Genomic DNA, 16,439 nt, shown 5'->3' on the forward strand with positions numbered 1-16,439 from the left:
CGCTGGAAAGTGGAGAAAGAGACGCAGAGAGGCGCGAAAAAAATCCCTGCCAGCCAAGCAGCCGGACAGGGACGGGGCCATGGACCCATTCGCGGGCCCGCAGGCAGGTCAGGGGTGGGTCACACGTTGAACAGGAAGTTCAACACATCACCGTCCTTGACCACGTATTCCTTGCCTTCGGCACGCATCTTGCCCGCATCCTTGGCGCCTTGCTCGCCCTTGTAGTGGATGTAGTCATCGAAGGCGATGGTCTGGGCGCGGATGAAGCCGCGCTCGAAGTCGCCGTGGATCACACCGGCCGCCTGGGGTGCCGTGTCACCCACGTGGATGGTCCAGGCACGCACCTCCTTCACACCGGCCGTGAAGTAGGTCTGCAGGCCCAGCAGCTTGAAGCCAGCGCGGATCAGGCGGTTCAGGCCGGGCTCTTCCAGACCCAGCTCCTGCAGGAACATGTCGCGGTCTTCGTCTTCCATCTCGGCCATTTCGGCTTCGATCTTGGCGCAGATGGCCACCACGGGCGCACCCTGGGCATCGGCATAGGCCTTGAGCTTGTCCAGCAGCGGGTTGTTCTCGAAACCGTCCTCGGCCACGTTGCCCACGAACATGGCGGGCTTGGCGGTGATCAGGCAGAACTGCTTGAGCAGGGGCGCATCTTCCTTGCTCACGGCAATGCTGCGCGCGGGCTTGCCCTGGTCCAGCGCGGCCTGGATGGGGGTGAGCAGCGAAACGATCTTGGCGGCTTCCTTGTCGTTGCCGGACTTGGCCGCCTTGCTGTAGCGGTTGAGCGCCTTCTCGACCGTGGCCAGATCGGCCAGGCACAGCTCGGTCTGGATGACTTCGATGTCCGCAATCGGGTCCACGCGGCCCGCCACGTGGATCACGTTGGGGTCTTCAAAGCAACGCACCACGTTCACGATGGCATCGGTTTCGCGGATGTGCGCCAGGAACTGGTTGCCCAGGCCTTCGCCCTTGGAGGCCCCCGCCACCAGGCCGGCAATGTCCACAAACTCGACGATGGCGGGCACGATGCGCTCGGGCGTGATGATCTCGGCCAGCTTTTGCAGGCGCGGGTCGGGCACCTCGACCACGCCGGTGTTGGGCTCAATGGTGCAGAAGGGGTAGTTTTCGGCGGCGATGCCGGCCTTGGTCAGCGCGTTGAAGAGGGTGGACTTGCCGACGTTGGGCAGGCCCACGATGCCGCATTGGAGGCTCATGGCAGGGCTTTCTGGAATTCGGAGACAAACCGCCGATTTTACGGGGCCGCCAGCGGCTCCTCCGTTCCGCCCCAGGTTACTGCGTCATTCGAACCGCAAATCGGCCGCCACGCGCTGCCCCACGCGCAGCATCTGGCCCGCACCCTGGCGCACGATGGCGTTCATGCCAAAAGTGATGGCGCCATCCACGCGCTTGTCCTGGCGGTAGGTGCGCAGGGTGTCGCCCACCTCCGGGCTGGATGCCGCCGTGGCCGGATCGATGTCGGGGATGGGGCAGCGCTCGCAGGGCTTGACTGGCTGCAGGTGAATCTCGCCATCCGCCCCACCGTCCACACGCACCAGGTCCACCCGGTCTTCATCGTGGGCATCCACGCCAGCCAGCACTACGTTGGGCCGGAAGCGCTCGACCCCCACCGGGGCATGGCCTGCAGCAGCCAGCCGCCCATTGAGCTCCTCCATCGAGGCCTCGCTGGCCACCAGGATCGGGAAACCGTCTGCAAACTGGTTGGGCACCTCCACACCGTCCGTCCACTCCATGCTCGACAAACGCCGGTGTTCGGGGTCAAACCGCACCAGCCGACAGGGTTGCCCGAGGAAGTCCGTGAACCACTGAGCGGCTACGGCCCCCATGTCCCAGGCGGGCACGGTGTCGCGCCACACGGTCACGGTGGCCGGGGCCTCGACGGCATCCACCGCCACATGCAGGGCCAGCATGCCGGGCGCACGCAGCACCATCTCGTCGCTCTTGAGCTGCGGCCGGATCAGCGCCATGCGCGGCAGGGCGCGCTGGGTGAGGAACATGCCATCGGCGTCCACCACCATCCAGGCCCGGTCCAGGTCCAGCCCGGTGTTCGTGAGCAGGGCCTCCTGCACCTCGATGCCCGCACAGGACTTGATGGGGTACACAAACAGCCGCGCAATGGTGCCGGACAGATCGGAATCGGGGTTGAAGCTCACGGCCAGGGGTTCCTCTTGAGAAATGGCGACAGGGCGGAAACCGCAATTCTGCCTTGTGGCATTGGGGTGCAGGCGCCCTCCTACAATGGCCGCCATGGCCCAAACCTTTGATATCTGTATACGCGGCGCCGGCATTGTGGGCAGGACCTTGGCATTGCTGCTGGCACGCGAGCGGCTGAAAGTGGCCCTGGTGCCAGCCCCCGCCCCCGCCAGCACGGCGGCGGCCGACGTCCGGGCCTATGCCCTGAACACCGCGTCGCGCCAATTGCTCGAATCCCTGCGCAGTTGGCCGGATGCCGAGCACGCGACGGCCGTGCGGCAAATGCAGGTGCAGGGAGACCAGGGCGGCGCCGTGGTGTTTGACGCCGCGCCACAGGGCGTGGACGCGCTGGCCTGGATCGTGGATGTGCCCGCCCTTGAAGCCCGCCTTGCCGAGGCCGTGCGGTTCCAACCCCAGGTCGAGGTGGTAGAGGCCCCGGTGGCCGCGCCACTGACCGTGGTCTGTGAGGGCCGTGCCAGCAGCACGCGGGCCGAGTTCGGTGCCCGTTTTGATATCACACCCTACGCCCAGCATGCCATCGCCACCCGCGTACGCTGCGAACACCCCCATGGCCAGGTGGCACGCCAGTGGTTTCTGCCCGATGGCATTTTGGCTTTTTTGCCCCTGGACGGCGCCGAGGGGAACTCTGTGGCCGTTGTGTGGTCCGTCCCTCAGGAGCAGGTAGCGTCCTTGATGGCCCTGCCCCCCGATGCATTCACGGAGGCGCTGCAAACCGCCAGCCAGCAAGCGCTGGGCACATTGACCCTGTGCGCAGACCGTGCCACCTGGCCTTTGCAGCTGGCCAAGGCAGACCGCTGGTGTGGCAGCACACCCGCTGCCGGGGCCAGCCCCCGCAGCTTGGGCAGTTGGGTATTGGCAGGCGATGCAGCCCACAACGTGCATCCCCTCGCGGGGCAAGGGCTCAACCTGGGGCTGGCCGATGTGCAGACCCTGGCCGAGGTGCTGCGCACGCGTGACTACTGGCGCAGCGTGGCCGACCTGCGGCTGCTGCGGCGCTACGAACGCGAGCGCAAGGCGGCCCTGGTTGCCATGGGTTTGGCCACGGACGGACTGCAGCAGTTGTTTGCACGCCAGGAAGCCCCGTGGCAGGCGCTGCGCAACTGGGGCATGAAGGGCTTTGAACGCAGTGGCCCCCTGAAGGATTTTGTGACCCGCCGGGCGATGGGAATGCGCTGAAGACACGATGGGACGCCCGTGCGTCCTGCAAGGTATTGAGATTGAACGAGAACACCATGAAACTGACCAACCGCCTGCTGGCCATCGCCGCCATGTCCCTGAGCCTGAGCGCGACCGCGCAAGAGGCCACCATCCGCAAGGCGCTGGCCGAGCGCATTCCCCAGATGGACAAGATCGACGAGGTCCGGCCCACGCCCATGGCGGGGCTGTTTGAAGTGCGCATCGGCACCGACCTGTTCTACACCGACGCCAAGGGCAACTACGTGATCCAGGGCGAGCTGATCGACACCAAGGCGCGCCGCAATCTCACGGAAGACCGCATCGCCAAGCTCACGGCCGTCGATTTCTCGGCCTTGCCGCTCAAGGACGCGTTCACCATCGTGCGCGGCGATGGCAAGCGCAAGGTGGCGGTGTTTGAAGACCCCAACTGCGGCTATTGCAAGCGCTTCGAGCGCGACATGCAGAAGGTGGACAACGTCACGGTGTACCTGTTCCTCTACCCCATCCTGAGCCCCGACTCTGCCGAAAAATCACGCAACATCTGGTGCTCGAAAGACCAGGCAGGCGCCTGGCAGGACATGATGGTGCGTGACAAGTCGGTCGCATCGGCCAGCTGCGACACCAGCGCCCTGCAGCGCAACCTGATGTTCGGCAAGAAGCACAAGATCACCGGCACGCCGACGCTGATCTTTGCCAATGGCTCCCGCGTGCCTGGTGCCATTGGCGCGCAAGAAGTGGAAAAACGCCTGGCAGAAGCCAGCAGCGAGACCTCTGGCACAACCAACTGATTCCGAGCATCTCTGCCCAGCCGCCCATGCCCTCTCCACGCAGCACCCAGCCCGCCGAGGTTCACTACCACATCACCCCATCCGACCTGCATGCGCACCTGTTCAGCGTCTCGCTGACCATCGCCCGCCCTGCAGCGCTGCAGGAGGTGTCCCTGCCCGTCTGGATCCCGGGCAGCTATCTGGTGCGGGAGTTTGCGAAAAACCTGCAGGGGCTGAGCGCACGCCAAGGCAAACGTGTGCTGCCTCTGGCCCAGCTCGACAAACACCGCTGGCAAGTGGCCTGCACGCCGGGCAAGCCCCTGGAGCTGACGTACACGGTCTGCGCCTATGACAGTTCGGTGCGCACAGCATGGCTGGACGCCTCGCGTGGTTTTTTCAACGGCACCAGCCTGTGCCTGCGGGTGCACGGCCACGAGAAGCAACGCCACACGCTGGACATGGCCCGCACCGCTGCTACCGCGCAGTGGTCCGTGGCCACAGGGCTGCAGGCGCTGGCCACCGACAAGCAGGGCTTTGGCCTGTATGGCGCGGCCGACTACGACGAGCTGGTGGACTGCCCCGTGGAACTGGGCCCGTTCTGGGTGGGTCGTTTCAAGGCCTGCGGGGTTCCCCACCAGTTTGTGGTGGCCGGTGCGGCCCCTTCCTTTGATGGCAAGCGGCTGCTGGCCGACACCCAGAAAATCTGCGAAACCGCCATCCGTTTCTGGCATGACGCCGAGGGCAAGGCGCCGTTCAAAAGTTACGTGTTCATGCTCAATGCCGTGGCGGACGGCTATGGCGGGCTGGAGCATCGCAACTCCACGGCCCTGATTTGCGGCCGCCGCGACCTGCCCCGCCAGGGCGAGCCCCGGGCCAGCGAGGGCTACACCACGCTGCTCGGGCTGATCAGCCACGAATACTTTCACACCTGGAACGTCAAGCGCCTGCGCCCTGCCGAGTTCGCCACGTACGACTACAGCCAGGAGAACTACACCGGGCTGCTGTGGTTCTTCGAGGGCTTCACCAGCTACTACGACGACCTGCTGCTGCGCCGCGCCGGGCTGATCGATGACGCCACCTACCTGAAGCTCATCACCAAGACCATCAACCAGGTGCTGCAAACCCCGGGCAGGGCCGTGCAAACCGTGGCCCAGGCCAGCTTCGATGCCTGGGTCAAGTACTACCGCCAGGATGAAAACACGCCCAACGCCACGGTGAGCTACTACACCAAGGGCTCGCTGGTGGCCCTGTGCCTGGACCTGGCCCTGCGCCGCGAAGGCAAGACCACCCTCGACGCCGTGATGCGCGCCCTGTGGGCCCGCACGGCGGGCGGCCCGATGGCCGAAACCGACCTGCGGGCGGTGCTGGAACAACTGGCGGGCCGGCCCTTCGATTCGGAGCTGGCGCAATGGGTGCACAGCACCTCTGAGCTACCGCTGACGGATCTGCTGGCCGCCCACGGCGTGACCCTGAAGGCCGAAGCCCCCCAACTGGCCCAGCGCCTGGGCCTGCGCGTGGCAGAAAATCACAGCGTGCAGATCAAGACCGTGTTGCGCGGCGGCGCGACCGAAAAGGCGGGCATGGCGGCAGGCGACGAGTGGCTGGGCCTGGAGGTGCAAGGACAGGGCTGGCGCATTGGCAAACTCGATGACGTCACGTTCTACGCGGGCACCGAGACAGCCGTGACCGCCATCGTGGCCCGGGACGGGCGCTTGCTGCGGTTGTCGCTGGCACTGCCCTCCACCGCTGGCGGCAAGGCGGGTGCGGCCGCCACCACCAAGACACGCGGCAAAGCCGCCCCTGCGCAGCTGGCACAGCCAGCGGTGGACACGATCAGCCTCGCCCCCACCGACACAGCGGCGCTGGCGCGCTGGCTGGCCTGACGGCGTGGCCGGGTTGGGTATATTCCCTGCGCTGTCACAACAAACTACACAACCAGGAGATTTCATGGCCTACGAAACCATCGAGGTTCGCGTTGAAGCGGACAAGGTCGGCGTCATCACGCTCAACCGCCCCAAGCAGCTCAACGCGCTGAACGATCAGTTGATGAACGAGCTGGGCGCGGCCCTCAAGGCGTTTGATGCCGACGAGAACATCGGTTGCATGATCGTCACGGGCAGCGAAAAAGCCTTTGCAGCGGGCGCCGACATCGGCGCGATGGCCAAGTACAGCTTTGCCGACACTTACAAGGGCGACTACATCACCCGCAACTGGGAGACGATCCGCTCCATCCGCAAGCCCGTGATCGCTGCCGTGAGCGGCTTTGCGCTGGGTGGTGGCTGCGAGCTGGCCATGATGTGCGACTTCATCATCGCTGCCGACAATGCCCGCTTCGGCCAGCCCGAAATCAAGCTGGGCGTAATCCCCGGCGCTGGCGGCACGCAGCGCCTGCCCCGCGCCGTGGGCAAGTCCAAGGCCATGGACATGGCCCTCACCGGCCGCATGATGGACGCTGCCGAGGCCGAACGCGCGGGCCTGGTCAGCCGCGTGGTGCCTTACGACAAGCTCATGGACGAGGCCCTGGGCGCCGCCATCATCGTGGCAGGCTTCTCCCAACTGGCGGTGATGGCCGCCAAGGAGTCGGTGAACCGGGCATTCGAAGGCACGCTGTCCGACGGCGTGATGTTCGAGCGCCGCCTCTTCCACGCGCTGTTTGCCACCCAGGACCAGAAGGAAGGCATGGATGCTTTCATGAACAAACGCCCAGCCAACTTCACACACCAATAATTTTTGTTCTATAATCTTGGTCTTGCGGTCGTATAGCTCAGTTGGTTAGAGCGCAGCATTCATAATGCTGATGTCGGTGGTTCAAGTCCACCTACGACCACCAAATCAAAACCCACAGTGCGGCAACTCACTGTGGGTTTTTTCTTTGAGGCGCCTGCTTCGCGGCCCCGGCAGCCTGCCTGCGGGGCCCCGCCCACGGCGCCTCCCCCTAGAATCGTGACTTCAGCCCCTGGATGTAAACCATGAATCGCTGCAACACTCCCACCTCCGCCCCCATCTCCCGCCACCGGCACGCCTGGCTCATCGCCCTGGCCTGCGGAGCCCTGGTGTCTGTCGCCCTGCCTGCGGCCGCCCAGGTGGAGCCCGGGCTGGGCATGAACCGCCCCTTCCCGGAAGCCGCGCTGCGCGGCACGCTGACCCTCTCGACCACCGCCGAAGCCGTGCTCAACGGCAAATCCATCCGCATGGCGCCCGGGATGCGGCTGTTCAGCCCCCAGAACACTTTGATCATGGCGCACACCGTGCTGGGCCAAACCTTCAAGGTCAACTACGTGCTGGAAGCCAGCACCGGCATGCTGCACGCGGCCTGGATCCTGACCGAGCGTGAGGCGGCGCAGCCCCGCAAGGGCAGCGACAGCACCACCAGCAACATCACGACCGGCTCTGGCGCCGTTCTGAAGTAATTCCCACGGGTGCGGCCCTGGCGGCCACACCCCTGCGACCTCTACAGCCCCTCTCCGCGCCCTGCTGGCGGCGGTGACCATTTGCTATTTGCGATATTGCCATGGCCAAAAAAGTCTTTATCAAAACCTTCGGCTGCCAGATGAACGAGTACGACTCGGACAAGATGGCCGACGTGCTCAACGCCGCACAGGGCTACGAGCCCACCCAGAACGTGGACGAGGCCGACCTCATCCTCTTCAACACCTGCTCGGTGCGCGAGAAGGCGCAAGAAAAGGTTTTCAGCGACCTGGGCCGCATCAAGCACCTGAAGGCGCGCGGCGTGAAGATTGGTGTGGGTGGCTGCGTGGCCAGCCAGGAAGGCGCCGAGATCATCAAGCGCGCCCCTTACGTGGACGTGGTGTTTGGCCCCCAGACCCTGCACCGCCTGCCCGAGATGCTCAACCAACGGGAGCAACTCGACAAGCCCCAGGTGGACATCAGCTTCCCTGAGATCGAGAAGTTCGACCACCTGCCGCCCGCGCGCGTCGAAGGCGCCAGCGCCTTTGTGTCGATCATGGAAGGCTGCAGCAAATATTGCAGCTACTGCGTGGTGCCCTACACCCGTGGCGAGGAAGTGAGCCGCCCGTTTGACGATGTGCTGGTGGAAGTGGCCGGGCTGGCCGACCAAGGCGTGAAAGAAATCACCCTGCTGGGCCAGAACGTGAACGCCTACCTGGGCAAGATGGGCGGCACGGCCGAAATTGCCGACTTTGCGCTGCTGCTCGAATACGTGTCCGACATCCCCGGCATCGAGCGCATCCGCTACACCACCAGCCACCCCAACGAGTTCACGCCCCGGCTGATCGAGGCCTACGCCAAGCTGCCCAAGCTGGCCAGCCACCTGCACCTGCCCGTGCAGCACGGCAGCGACCGCATCCTGATGGCCATGAAGCGCGGCTATACCGCCATGGAATACAAGAGCACGGTGCGCAAGCTTCGCGCCATCCGTCCCGACCTGGCCATGAGCAGCGACTTCATCGTGGGCTTCCCCGGCGAGACGGAAGACGACTTCCACAAGATGATGAAGCTGATCGACGACATCCACTTCGACAACAGCTTCAGCTTCATCTTCAGCCCCCGCCCCGGCACCCCAGCGGCGGGCCTGCACGACGACACGCCGCACGAAGTGAAGCTGCGCCGCCTGCAGCACCTGCAAGGCGTCATCAACGCCAACATCAAGTCCATCAGCGAAAGCCGCGTGGGCACGGTGCAGCGCATTCTGGTGGAAGGCGCCTCCAAACGCGACGCCACCGAGCTGATGGGCCGCACCGAGTGCAACCGCGTGGTCAATTTTGTGGGCCAGCCCCGCCTGGTGGGCCAGATGGTGGATGTGACCATCACCGAGGCCAAGGCTTACACCCTGCGCGGCGAGGTGCTGGTGCGCGAGGGCGCCGTCCTCACGGCCTGACCCACCCCGGCGCATGGCCCCACACCCCACGAGCCCCCCGCAGGCTCGCCCGCACGGCCCATCGTTTCAGCAACTGCTGCTGCTCGCCTTCTTGCTGATTGCGGGGCTGCTGGGCGCCAGTGCCCTGCGGGCCGTGTTCACCCTCGAAGCCTTGATGGGCCAAAGCCAGGCCAGCGCCGCCCAAGCGGCCGCGCTGAACGTGGCGGCACAGGCGCTGAACCAGCGCGGCCAGGCCATGGAGCGGTCGGCCCGGCAATCCCTGGTGCTGAACGACCCCCTGCTGCGCCAGAGCTTTGATGACATGGCCGCCGATGCCCAGGGCATCGTGCGCCAGTTGAGCGACGCGGGCCTGCCGCCCCCTCAGGCCCTGCAGTGGCAGGCCCATACGCAAACCGTGCACGATTTGCTGCGCGCACCGCCCTGGCAGTCGCTGGAGAACGAACGCAGCGTGGCCGAAGAGTTCGTGGCGCTCGACACCCTGCACGCAGCCATCACGCAGTCAGTGCAAGAACTCAATGCCCGCCAGGCCAGCGAACTGCAAGCGCGGGTGGACGCCAGCCGCAGCACCGTGATGCACCAGTTGGTGGGCGCGATTGTGCTGGCGCTGGTGCTGGCGCTGTGGCTGGGCATCTGGCTGGCGCGCCCCTTCACGCGGCTGGAGCGCGCCATTCGCCGCCTGGGCGAGAACCAGCTGGAGCAACCCGTGGCCATCACCGGCCCCGCTGACGTGCGCCGCGTGGGCCAGCAACTGGAGTGGCTGCGCCTGCGGCTGCTGGAGCTGGACGCCGACAAGGCGCGCTTTTTACGCCATGTCTCGCACGAGCTCAAAACCCCGCTGGCCGCACTGCGCGAAGGCGTGGCCTTGCTGCAAGACGGCGTGACCGGCGAACTGAGCGAAGGCCAACAAGAAGTAACGCAGATCCTGCACCAGAACACCCTGGTGCTGCAAAGCGAGATCGAGGCGCTGCTGCGCTTTAACGCCGCCGCCTTCGAGGCCCGCCAGCTGCAGCGGCGCGAGACCGACTTGGTCGCCCTGCTGGAAGACCTGGTGGAGGCCCAGCGACTGCAATGGCAGGCCCGCAGCCTGCGGGTGGAGGTGAGCGGCGAGCGCACCGTGCTGCTGCTGGATGCAGAGAAAATCACCTCGGCCATGGGCAACCTGCTGTCCAACGCCATCCGCTTTTCGCCCGAAAACGGCACCGTGCGCCTGGCCGTGTCGCGCACTTCCGGCCAGGTGCAGGTGGATGTGACCGATGAAGGCCCCGGCGTGGCCCCCGCCGACCGGGCCCATGTGTTTGAACCCTTTTACCGGGGCGAGCGCCAGCCCGAAAACGCCGTGCGCGGCACTGGCATCGGGCTGTCCATCGTGCAGGAATACATCCACGCGCATGGCGGCCGGGTGCAGGTGCTGCAGATGCCAGGCGATGCTCCCCGCTCTTTTTTCCGAATTGAATTGCCCGATGTTTCCTGAACCACATGCCCTGCCGACCCGCCGCCCCGCGCGCCGGGGGATGCCCTGGTACCTGCGTGCCGCCCTGTGCGTGTGTGGGGCCTGGCTGGCTGGCTGCGCCACGGCCCCCATCCCGCCGAATGTGGCCCCGGTGACAACTGCTGCCCCTGCGATACAGCCAACCCCCGAGCCCGCCACCGCCCCGCCCGGGCCACTGGCCGCCGAAAGCGACGAGTCCACCACCCCGCCCAAAGACCTGCTGCGCGACACCCTCGCCTATGCCGACCGCACCCTGGGCGCCAGCAGCACCGAGCTGGCACGTGAGGCCGCCCGCCTGTCCGACCTGGACGAGAACAAACCCTCGCGCGCCATGCGCCTGGCGCTGGTGCTGGCCCAAACACGCCAGCCCGCAGATACGGCGCGCGCTCTGGGCCTGGTACAGCGCACCCTGACCAACCCCGCCGCCCAGGACCTGCACCCGCTGGCCCGCCTGCTGGAGGCGCGCCTGACCCAGCAGCGCCGCCTGGAAGAGCAGCTGGAACGCCAGGCCCAGCAACTGCGCGACGCCCAGCGCCGCAACGACCAGCTGAGCGAACGCCTGGAGGCCGTGCGCGCCATCGAACGCAGCCTGACCACGCGCCCCACACCGGCAGCCCCGGTCACACCGCCCCCGGGCGCAGCCGCCAGCGGCGCGGGCAACAACGGCAACGCCAAACCCTGAGGCACCACGCCATGCCAGCATCCACACGCCCCTCCGAGCCGCGCAGCAGCGCGCACCGCATCCTGGTGGTGGACGACGATGCCGACATGCTGCGCCTGCTGTCGCTGCGCCTCAAAGCCGCCGGGCACGAAGTGGTGGCCGTGGGCTCGGCCGAGGCCGCGCTGGCGCAGCTGGACGTGGCCCGGCCCCAGCTGGTGCTGAGCGACGTGCGCCTGCCCGGCAAGGATGGCCTGGCGCTGTTTGACGAGGTACATGCGCGCCACCCCTCGCTGCCGGTGATTCTGCTCACGGCCCACGGCACCATCCCCGATGCGGTCGAGGCCACCTCGCGCGGCGTCTTCACCTACCTGACCAAGCCCTACGACGGCAAAGAGCTACTGGAAAAAGTGGCCCAGGCCCTGGCCTTGAGCGCCCCCACCGTGCACCAGGCCCACGCCAACGAGGCCTGGCGGGCCGACATCGTGAGCCGCTCGGCCCGCATGACCGACCTGCTGGCCGAGGCCTACCTGGTGGCCCAGTCGGACGCCAGCGTGCTGCTGCTGGGCGACAGCGGCGCGGGCAAAGAGCTGCTGGCCCAGGCCATCCACCGCGCCAGCCCGCGTGCGGGCAAGCCCTTTGTGGCGGTGAACTGTGGCGCCATCCCCGAGGCGCTGCTCGAATCCGAGCTGTTCGGCCACGTCAAAGGCGCGTTCACCGACGCCGTGAGCAACCACAAGGGCCTGTTCCAGGCGGCCGAGGGCGGCACGCTGCTGCTGGACGAAATTGGCGACATGCCGCCCGCCCTGCAGGTCAAGCTGCTGCGCGTGCTGCAAGAGCGCGCCGTGCGGCCCGTGGGCGCGAGCCAGTCCATCCAGATCAATGTGCGCATCGTCTCGGCCACGCACCGCAACCTGGAGGTGGCCATGGCTGCAGGCCAGTTCCGCGAAGACCTGTACTACCGCCTGAACGTGGTGACGCTGCAACTGCCCACGCTGGGCGAGCGGCGCGAAGACATTGCGCTGCTGGCCAACCACTTTCTCGACAGGCTGGCCCGCAAGTACGACAAGCGCCTGTCGGGCTTTGCACCCGAGGCGCTCAAGGCCCTCACCACCGCCGCCTGGCCCGGCAACTTGCGCCAGCTCTACAACGTGGTGGAGCAGGTGTGCGCCTTGTCCACCACACCGCTGGTGCCGCTGACGCTGGTGCAGCGGGCGCTGCGCACTCCCTCGGCCCAGGTGCTGAGCTTTGCCGAGGCCCGCCAGCGCTTTGAGCGCGAGTATCTGGTGGGCCTGCTGAAGATGACCGACGGCAATGTGGCCGATGCCGCGCGCCTGGCGCAGCGCAACCGCACCGAGTTCTACCGGCTGCTGCAAAAACACGCGCTCACGCCCGGAAACTTCAAAGCCGACTCGCCCGAGTCCGACGACGTCGCTGATGAGCGACACGATTAAGTCGTTGATTTTTCTTAGTTTTTTACTGCGGCTTCCTCACTCCGTCGCCAGATGGCGACAAAAAGACCGGTTTTTGGTGGCTATCGGAGTCCCGCACAACTGCTTACATGCAAATGGCAGCGTAAGCCAATGATTTAAAACAGTTTTCCCAAGTTGGCACAGGGTTTGCCCTAGTGTCAGCATGCCCGCTGTTTTTTCTTACCGATTGCGCCCTTTCCGCCGCCCTCTGTGGGCTGCGGCAACGTTGGCCGCCACCTTGCTGGCCGGGCTAGCCCAGGCACAGACACCGGGCCCGGCCTTCGATTTCGACACCGTCACCCGCATCGCACGCGAGCGGGCCGAAAAGCCCTACCAGGCCGCCAGCGACACGCTGCCCGCAGACCTCGCCAAGCTCGACTACGACCAGGTGCGCGATATCCGCTGGCGCCCCGACCGCGCCCTGTGGCGCGCCGACAAGCTGCCGTTCGAGGCCATGTTCTTCCACCTGGGCCTGTACCAGAAAGAACCGGTGCTGATCAACGAAGTCACGCCCCAGGGCGCACGCCACATCAGCTACCGCCGCGCCGACTTCGACTACGGCAAAAACCAGGTGCGTCCCGAGGCCTGGGGCGACCTGGGCTTTGCGGGCTTTCGCCTGCACAACCACCTCAATACCAGCGCCTACAAGGATGAGCTGGTGGTCTTCCAGGGCGCCAGCTACTTCCGCGCTTTGGGCAAAGGCCAGCAGTACGGGCTGTCGGCGCGGGGGCTGGCCATCGACACCGTGGGCGGCAGTGGCGAAGAGTTCCCGCGCTTCACCGAGTTCTGGCTGGTGCGGCCCGACCCGCTGGCCACCCAGGTCACGGTGTATGCCCTGCTGGACTCGCCCCGCGCCACCGGGGCCTACCGCTTCGACATCCAGCCCGGCACCCAAACCACCACCACCGTGCGCAGCCGCATCTTTGTGCGGCCCACCACGGGCAAAGGCACGGACAGCGCCAGGCCCATCGCCACGCTGGGCATTGCGCCGCTGACCAGCATGTTCTTTTTTGGCGAGAACCAGCCCCACAAGGGGGACTTCCGGCCCGAGGTCCACGACTCCGACGGCCTCATGGTGGCCACGGGCGACGGCGAATGGCTTTGGCGCCCGCTGCAGAACCCCCGGCACACCCTGGTCACCTCGTTCGCCACCCACAACCCCAAGGGCTTCGGCCTGATGCAGCGCGACCGCCAGTGGGCCAGCTACGAGGACGTGGAGGCCCGCTACGAACGCCGCCCAAGCGCCTGGGTGCGCCCGCTGCACGACTGGGGCGCAGGCCGCGTGGAGCTGGTGCAGCTCCACACCCCCGACGAAACGCACGACAACATCGTGGCGTACTGGGTGCCCGCCCAGATGCCGCCCCCCGGCCAGCCGCTGGAGTTTGCGTACGAACTGAGCTGGCAGGGCGATGAGCAGCAACGCCCACCCAGTGCCTGGGCCACGCAATCGCGGCGCGGCATGGGCTACTCCAAGCAGCCCGCCGAGGCACTGCGCCAGCAGGTGCAGTACGTGGTCGATTTCGACGGCCCGGCCCTCCAGGCCCTGCCCGCCGACGCCACGGTGAAGGCGGTGGTGACCAGCGATGCTAATGGCCAGGTGCTGGAAAACATCGTCTACCGCAACCCCGCCACCGGCCTGTGGCGCATGACCGTTCGCATCCAGCGCCAGCAGGCCGACCGGCCCATCGAGCTGCGCGCTTTTCTCCAACACGACAACCACGCTGTGAGTGAAACATGGACGCACATCATTCTTCCCGAGTAAGCCCCCCGGTGCCCGCCCATCCGCCCCGCAGCCCCCTGCGCGAGGAGCGGCACCCCAATGCCGTCACCGCGCCCCCGCTGCAGCGGGGATCCATGGTGCCCCTGCCCTGGCGGGGGTTCTGGAACAGCATCGGCACGGCACTGCTGCTGCGGCTGACCGGCCGGGGCCGCAGCAATGCTCCCCACGCATCGCAGGCCGACCGCCCCCCACAGGCCTGGGAACAGGCGGCGCAGCGCCGCCGCTGGACCTTTGCCCTGCTCACCGTGCTGGCCACGGCGCTGGCGAGTTTTCTGTTTGCGGGTGTGCAGCCCGACTACGAAAACGCCTGGCTGGGCTACGGCCAGATTGCGCTGTTTGCGCTGCTGTCGGCCTGGGTGGTCACCGGCTTTCTCACCGGGCTGATGGGTTTCTGGGTGATGTTGCGTGGCGACCCCCATGCGCTGTCGGTGCGCAGCGTGGCAGGGCATGCGCTGGTCCCTGAGGCGCGCACCGCGATCATCATGCCGATCTGCAACGAGGATGTGGCCACGGTGTTTGCCGGGCTGCGGGCGACCTGCGAATCGGTCGCATCCACCGGCCACGGCGCCAGCTTCGACGTGTTCGTGCTGTCCGACAGTAACGACCCCGTCATTGCCGCCGCAGAGCGCGCGGCCTGGGAGGCACTGCGCAGCGCCCTGGCACAGCACAGCCCGCAACCCCAGGTGCAGGTGTACTACCGCCTGCGCACGCGCCGCACCCACCGCAAGGCGGGCAATGTGGCCGACTTTTGCCGCCGCTGGGGCAAGGACTACCGCTACATGGTGGTGCTGGACGCAGACAGCGTGATGAGCGGCTCCTGCATCGTCTCCATGGCCAAGCTGATGGAGGCCAACCCTTCTGCCGGCATCATCCAGACCGCCACGCAGGCGATTGGCCACGTCACGCTGCATGCCCGCGCGCAGCAGTTTGCATCGCGCGTCACGGGCCGCCTGTTCACGCTGGGCATGCAGTACTGGCAGCTGGGTGAGTCGCACTACTGGGGCCACAACGCCATCATCCGCGTGGCGCCCTTCATGCAGCACTGCGCCCTGGCGCCCATCCCCGGCAAAGGTGGCCTGGCCGGCGGCATCATGAGCCACGATTTTGTCGAGGCCGCGCTGATGCGCCGCGCCGGCTACCACGTGTGGCTGGTGTCCGACCTGGTCGGCAGCTACGAGCAACAGCCGCCCGACCTGCTGGCCGAGCTGCAGCGCGACCGCCGCTGGTGCCAGGGCAACCTGCAGAACGCGCGCCTGATGGCCGAGCCCGGCATCCACCCCGTGCACCGCTCCATGTTCGTCACCGGGGCCATGGCGTACCTGTCGGCGCCGCTGTGGCTCGCCTTCCTCACGCTGGGCACGGCGCTGTGGCTGTCAGGCGCCAAGCTGGTGGCCGACTGGCACATCCTGCCCGCCGAATTGCTGGCGCTGTGGGCATGGACGCTGTGCCTGCTGTTCCTGCCCCGCATTCTGGGCGTGGCCGCCGTGTTCATGCGGCGCGAGCAAAAGGAATATGGCGGCACCTTCAGCCTGCTCAAAAGCGCCGCGCTGGAGAGCGTGCTGGCCATCTTGCAGGCCCCCATCCGCATGCTGGCGCATTCGCTGTTTGTGCTGATTGCGCTCACCGGCCTGAAGCTGGAATGGAAGTCGCCCCCGCGCGAAGCCCATGCCGTGCCCTGGCGCCACGCGGTGCGCCAGCTGGCCCCGATGAGCGGGGTGATCGGCCTGCTGGCCCTGGGCGTGGCCCTGATCGACAGCAGCGCACTGCTGTGGCTGATGCCCGTGGGCCTGCCGCTGGCGCTGGCGATTCCGCTGGCGGTCTGGACCAGCCAGATCGCCCTGGGCCAGGCCTTGCGTGCTCAGCGCCTGCTGCTGATCCCCGAGGAATCCTGGTCGCCCCCGGTGCTGCGCCGCGCCTGGCTGCACGCCAGCCGCCTGGCCCGGCCCGCGCCGCTGGCGGCTTTGTGACAATGTGAAAAATCAGGCACAAACCACAAGCCGGTTTCCA

13 protein-coding genes and 1 tRNA gene are annotated in these 16,439 nt (G+C 66.7%); 12 read left to right on the forward strand and 2 right to left on the reverse strand.

Annotated features, from left to right (window positions below; translation table 11 throughout):
- Positions 1 to 119 precede the first annotated feature (119 nt).
- A complete protein-coding gene (ychF, locus tag A1D30_RS01025) occupies positions 120 to 1,214 on the reverse strand; it encodes a redox-regulated ATPase YchF (RefSeq protein WP_063458958.1) in 1,095 nt (364 codons plus the stop codon).
- Positions 1,215 to 1,298: 84 nt separating this feature from the next.
- A complete protein-coding gene (locus A1D30_RS01030; RefSeq protein ID WP_063458959.1) occupies positions 1,299 to 2,171 on the reverse strand; it encodes an MOSC N-terminal beta barrel domain-containing protein in 873 nt (290 codons plus the stop codon).
- 94 nt (positions 2,172 to 2,265) lie between these two features.
- On the opposite strand from A1D30_RS01030, the gene A1D30_RS01035 reads away from it, so the two are divergent.
- The 12 genes from A1D30_RS01035 to mdoH all read left to right on the forward strand — a co-directional run bounded on the left by A1D30_RS01035 (position 2,266) and on the right by mdoH (position 16,399).
- On the forward strand, positions 2,266 to 3,408 hold the full coding sequence (locus tag A1D30_RS01035; protein WP_063459162.1) for an FAD-dependent monooxygenase: 1,143 nt from the start codon (positions 2,266 to 2,268) through the stop codon (positions 3,406 to 3,408).
- A 56-nt stretch (positions 3,409 to 3,464) separates the two neighbouring features.
- Entirely contained in the window at positions 3,465 to 4,196 is a 732-nt protein-coding gene (locus A1D30_RS01040; RefSeq protein WP_063459163.1) for a DsbC family protein, read from the forward strand.
- A gap of 26 nt (positions 4,197 to 4,222) precedes the next feature.
- Positions 4,223 to 6,058: a M61 family metallopeptidase gene (locus tag A1D30_RS01045; protein ID WP_063458960.1), complete on the forward strand. Its 1,836-nt coding sequence runs from the start codon at positions 4,223 to 4,225 to the stop codon at positions 6,056 to 6,058.
- A gap of 64 nt (positions 6,059 to 6,122) precedes the next feature.
- Positions 6,123 to 6,902: an enoyl-CoA hydratase gene (locus A1D30_RS01050; RefSeq protein WP_063458961.1), complete on the forward strand. Its 780-nt coding sequence runs from the start codon at positions 6,123 to 6,125 to the stop codon at positions 6,900 to 6,902.
- Between the two features lie 26 nt (positions 6,903 to 6,928).
- Positions 6,929 to 7,005 (forward strand) — tRNA-Met (locus A1D30_RS01055).
- Between the two features lie 139 nt (positions 7,006 to 7,144).
- Positions 7,145 to 7,585, forward strand: coding sequence for a hypothetical protein (locus A1D30_RS01060; protein ID WP_063458962.1), 441 nt, complete (start codon positions 7,145 to 7,147; stop codon positions 7,583 to 7,585).
- Positions 7,586 to 7,686: 101 nt separating this feature from the next.
- A complete protein-coding gene (gene miaB / locus A1D30_RS01065) occupies positions 7,687 to 9,033 on the forward strand; it encodes a tRNA (N6-isopentenyl adenosine(37)-C2)-methylthiotransferase MiaB (RefSeq protein WP_063458963.1) in 1,347 nt (448 codons plus the stop codon).
- A gap of 13 nt (positions 9,034 to 9,046) precedes the next feature.
- The gene (locus tag A1D30_RS01070) at positions 9,047 to 10,504 is read left to right on the forward strand and encodes a HAMP domain-containing sensor histidine kinase (RefSeq protein WP_063458964.1); all 1,458 of its coding nucleotides are present in this window, start codon (positions 9,047 to 9,049) and stop codon (positions 10,502 to 10,504) included.
- Positions 10,494 to 11,204 (forward strand): hypothetical protein, encoded by a 711-nt coding sequence (locus A1D30_RS01075; RefSeq protein ID WP_242421748.1) that lies wholly within the window; start codon positions 10,494 to 10,496, stop codon positions 11,202 to 11,204. The genes A1D30_RS01070 and A1D30_RS01075 overlap by 11 nt, the downstream gene beginning before the upstream one ends.
- A gap of 11 nt (positions 11,205 to 11,215) precedes the next feature.
- On the forward strand, positions 11,216 to 12,634 hold the full coding sequence (locus tag A1D30_RS01080; RefSeq protein ID WP_063458966.1) for a sigma 54-interacting transcriptional regulator: 1,419 nt from the start codon (positions 11,216 to 11,218) through the stop codon (positions 12,632 to 12,634).
- Positions 12,635 to 12,815: 181 nt separating this feature from the next.
- Complete coding sequence (locus A1D30_RS01085; RefSeq protein WP_082836250.1) at positions 12,816 to 14,414, forward strand: glucan biosynthesis protein G; 1,599 nt, start codon at positions 12,816 to 12,818, stop codon at positions 14,412 to 14,414.
- Positions 14,387 to 16,399, forward strand: a complete 2,013-nt coding sequence (gene mdoH, locus A1D30_RS01090) for a glucans biosynthesis glucosyltransferase MdoH (protein ID WP_063458968.1) — start codon at positions 14,387 to 14,389, stop codon at positions 16,397 to 16,399. The genes A1D30_RS01085 and mdoH overlap by 28 nt, the downstream gene beginning before the upstream one ends.
- Positions 16,400 to 16,439: the final 40 nt, after the last annotated feature.

The organism is Acidovorax sp. GW101-3H11, from assembly GCF_001633105.1.
Lineage (GTDB): Bacteria > Pseudomonadota > Gammaproteobacteria > Burkholderiales > Burkholderiaceae_C > Acidovorax.

Excerpts from the sequence above, each read along its gene's own strand:
- A1D30_RS01075 (WP_242421748.1), top strand. The coding sequence starts at position 10,494 with ATGTTTCCTGAACCACATGCCCTGCCGACCCGCCGCCCCGCGCGCCGG.
- A1D30_RS01060 (WP_063458962.1), top strand. The coding sequence starts at position 7,145 with ATGAATCGCTGCAACACTCCCACCTCCGCCCCCATCTCCCGCCACCGG.
- A1D30_RS01070 (WP_063458964.1), top strand. The coding sequence starts at position 9,047 with ATGGCCCCACACCCCACGAGCCCCCCGCAGGCTCGCCCGCACGGCCCA.
- A1D30_RS01040 (WP_063459163.1), top strand. The coding sequence starts at position 3,465 with ATGAAACTGACCAACCGCCTGCTGGCCATCGCCGCCATGTCCCTGAGC.
- A1D30_RS01045 (WP_063458960.1), top strand. The coding sequence starts at position 4,223 with ATGCCCTCTCCACGCAGCACCCAGCCCGCCGAGGTTCACTACCACATC.
- miaB (WP_063458963.1), top strand. The coding sequence starts at position 7,687 with ATGGCCAAAAAAGTCTTTATCAAAACCTTCGGCTGCCAGATGAACGAG.
- A1D30_RS01050 (WP_063458961.1), top strand. The coding sequence starts at position 6,123 with ATGGCCTACGAAACCATCGAGGTTCGCGTTGAAGCGGACAAGGTCGGC.
- mdoH (WP_063458968.1), top strand. The coding sequence starts at position 14,387 with ATGGACGCACATCATTCTTCCCGAGTAAGCCCCCCGGTGCCCGCCCAT.
- A1D30_RS01035 (WP_063459162.1), top strand. The coding sequence starts at position 2,266 with ATGGCCCAAACCTTTGATATCTGTATACGCGGCGCCGGCATTGTGGGC.
- A1D30_RS01080 (WP_063458966.1), top strand. The coding sequence starts at position 11,216 with ATGCCAGCATCCACACGCCCCTCCGAGCCGCGCAGCAGCGCGCACCGC.
- A1D30_RS01085 (WP_082836250.1), top strand. The coding sequence starts at position 12,816 with ATGCCCGCTGTTTTTTCTTACCGATTGCGCCCTTTCCGCCGCCCTCTG.
- ychF (WP_063458958.1), bottom strand. The coding sequence starts at position 1,214 with ATGAGCCTCCAATGCGGCATCGTGGGCCTGCCCAACGTCGGCAAGTCC.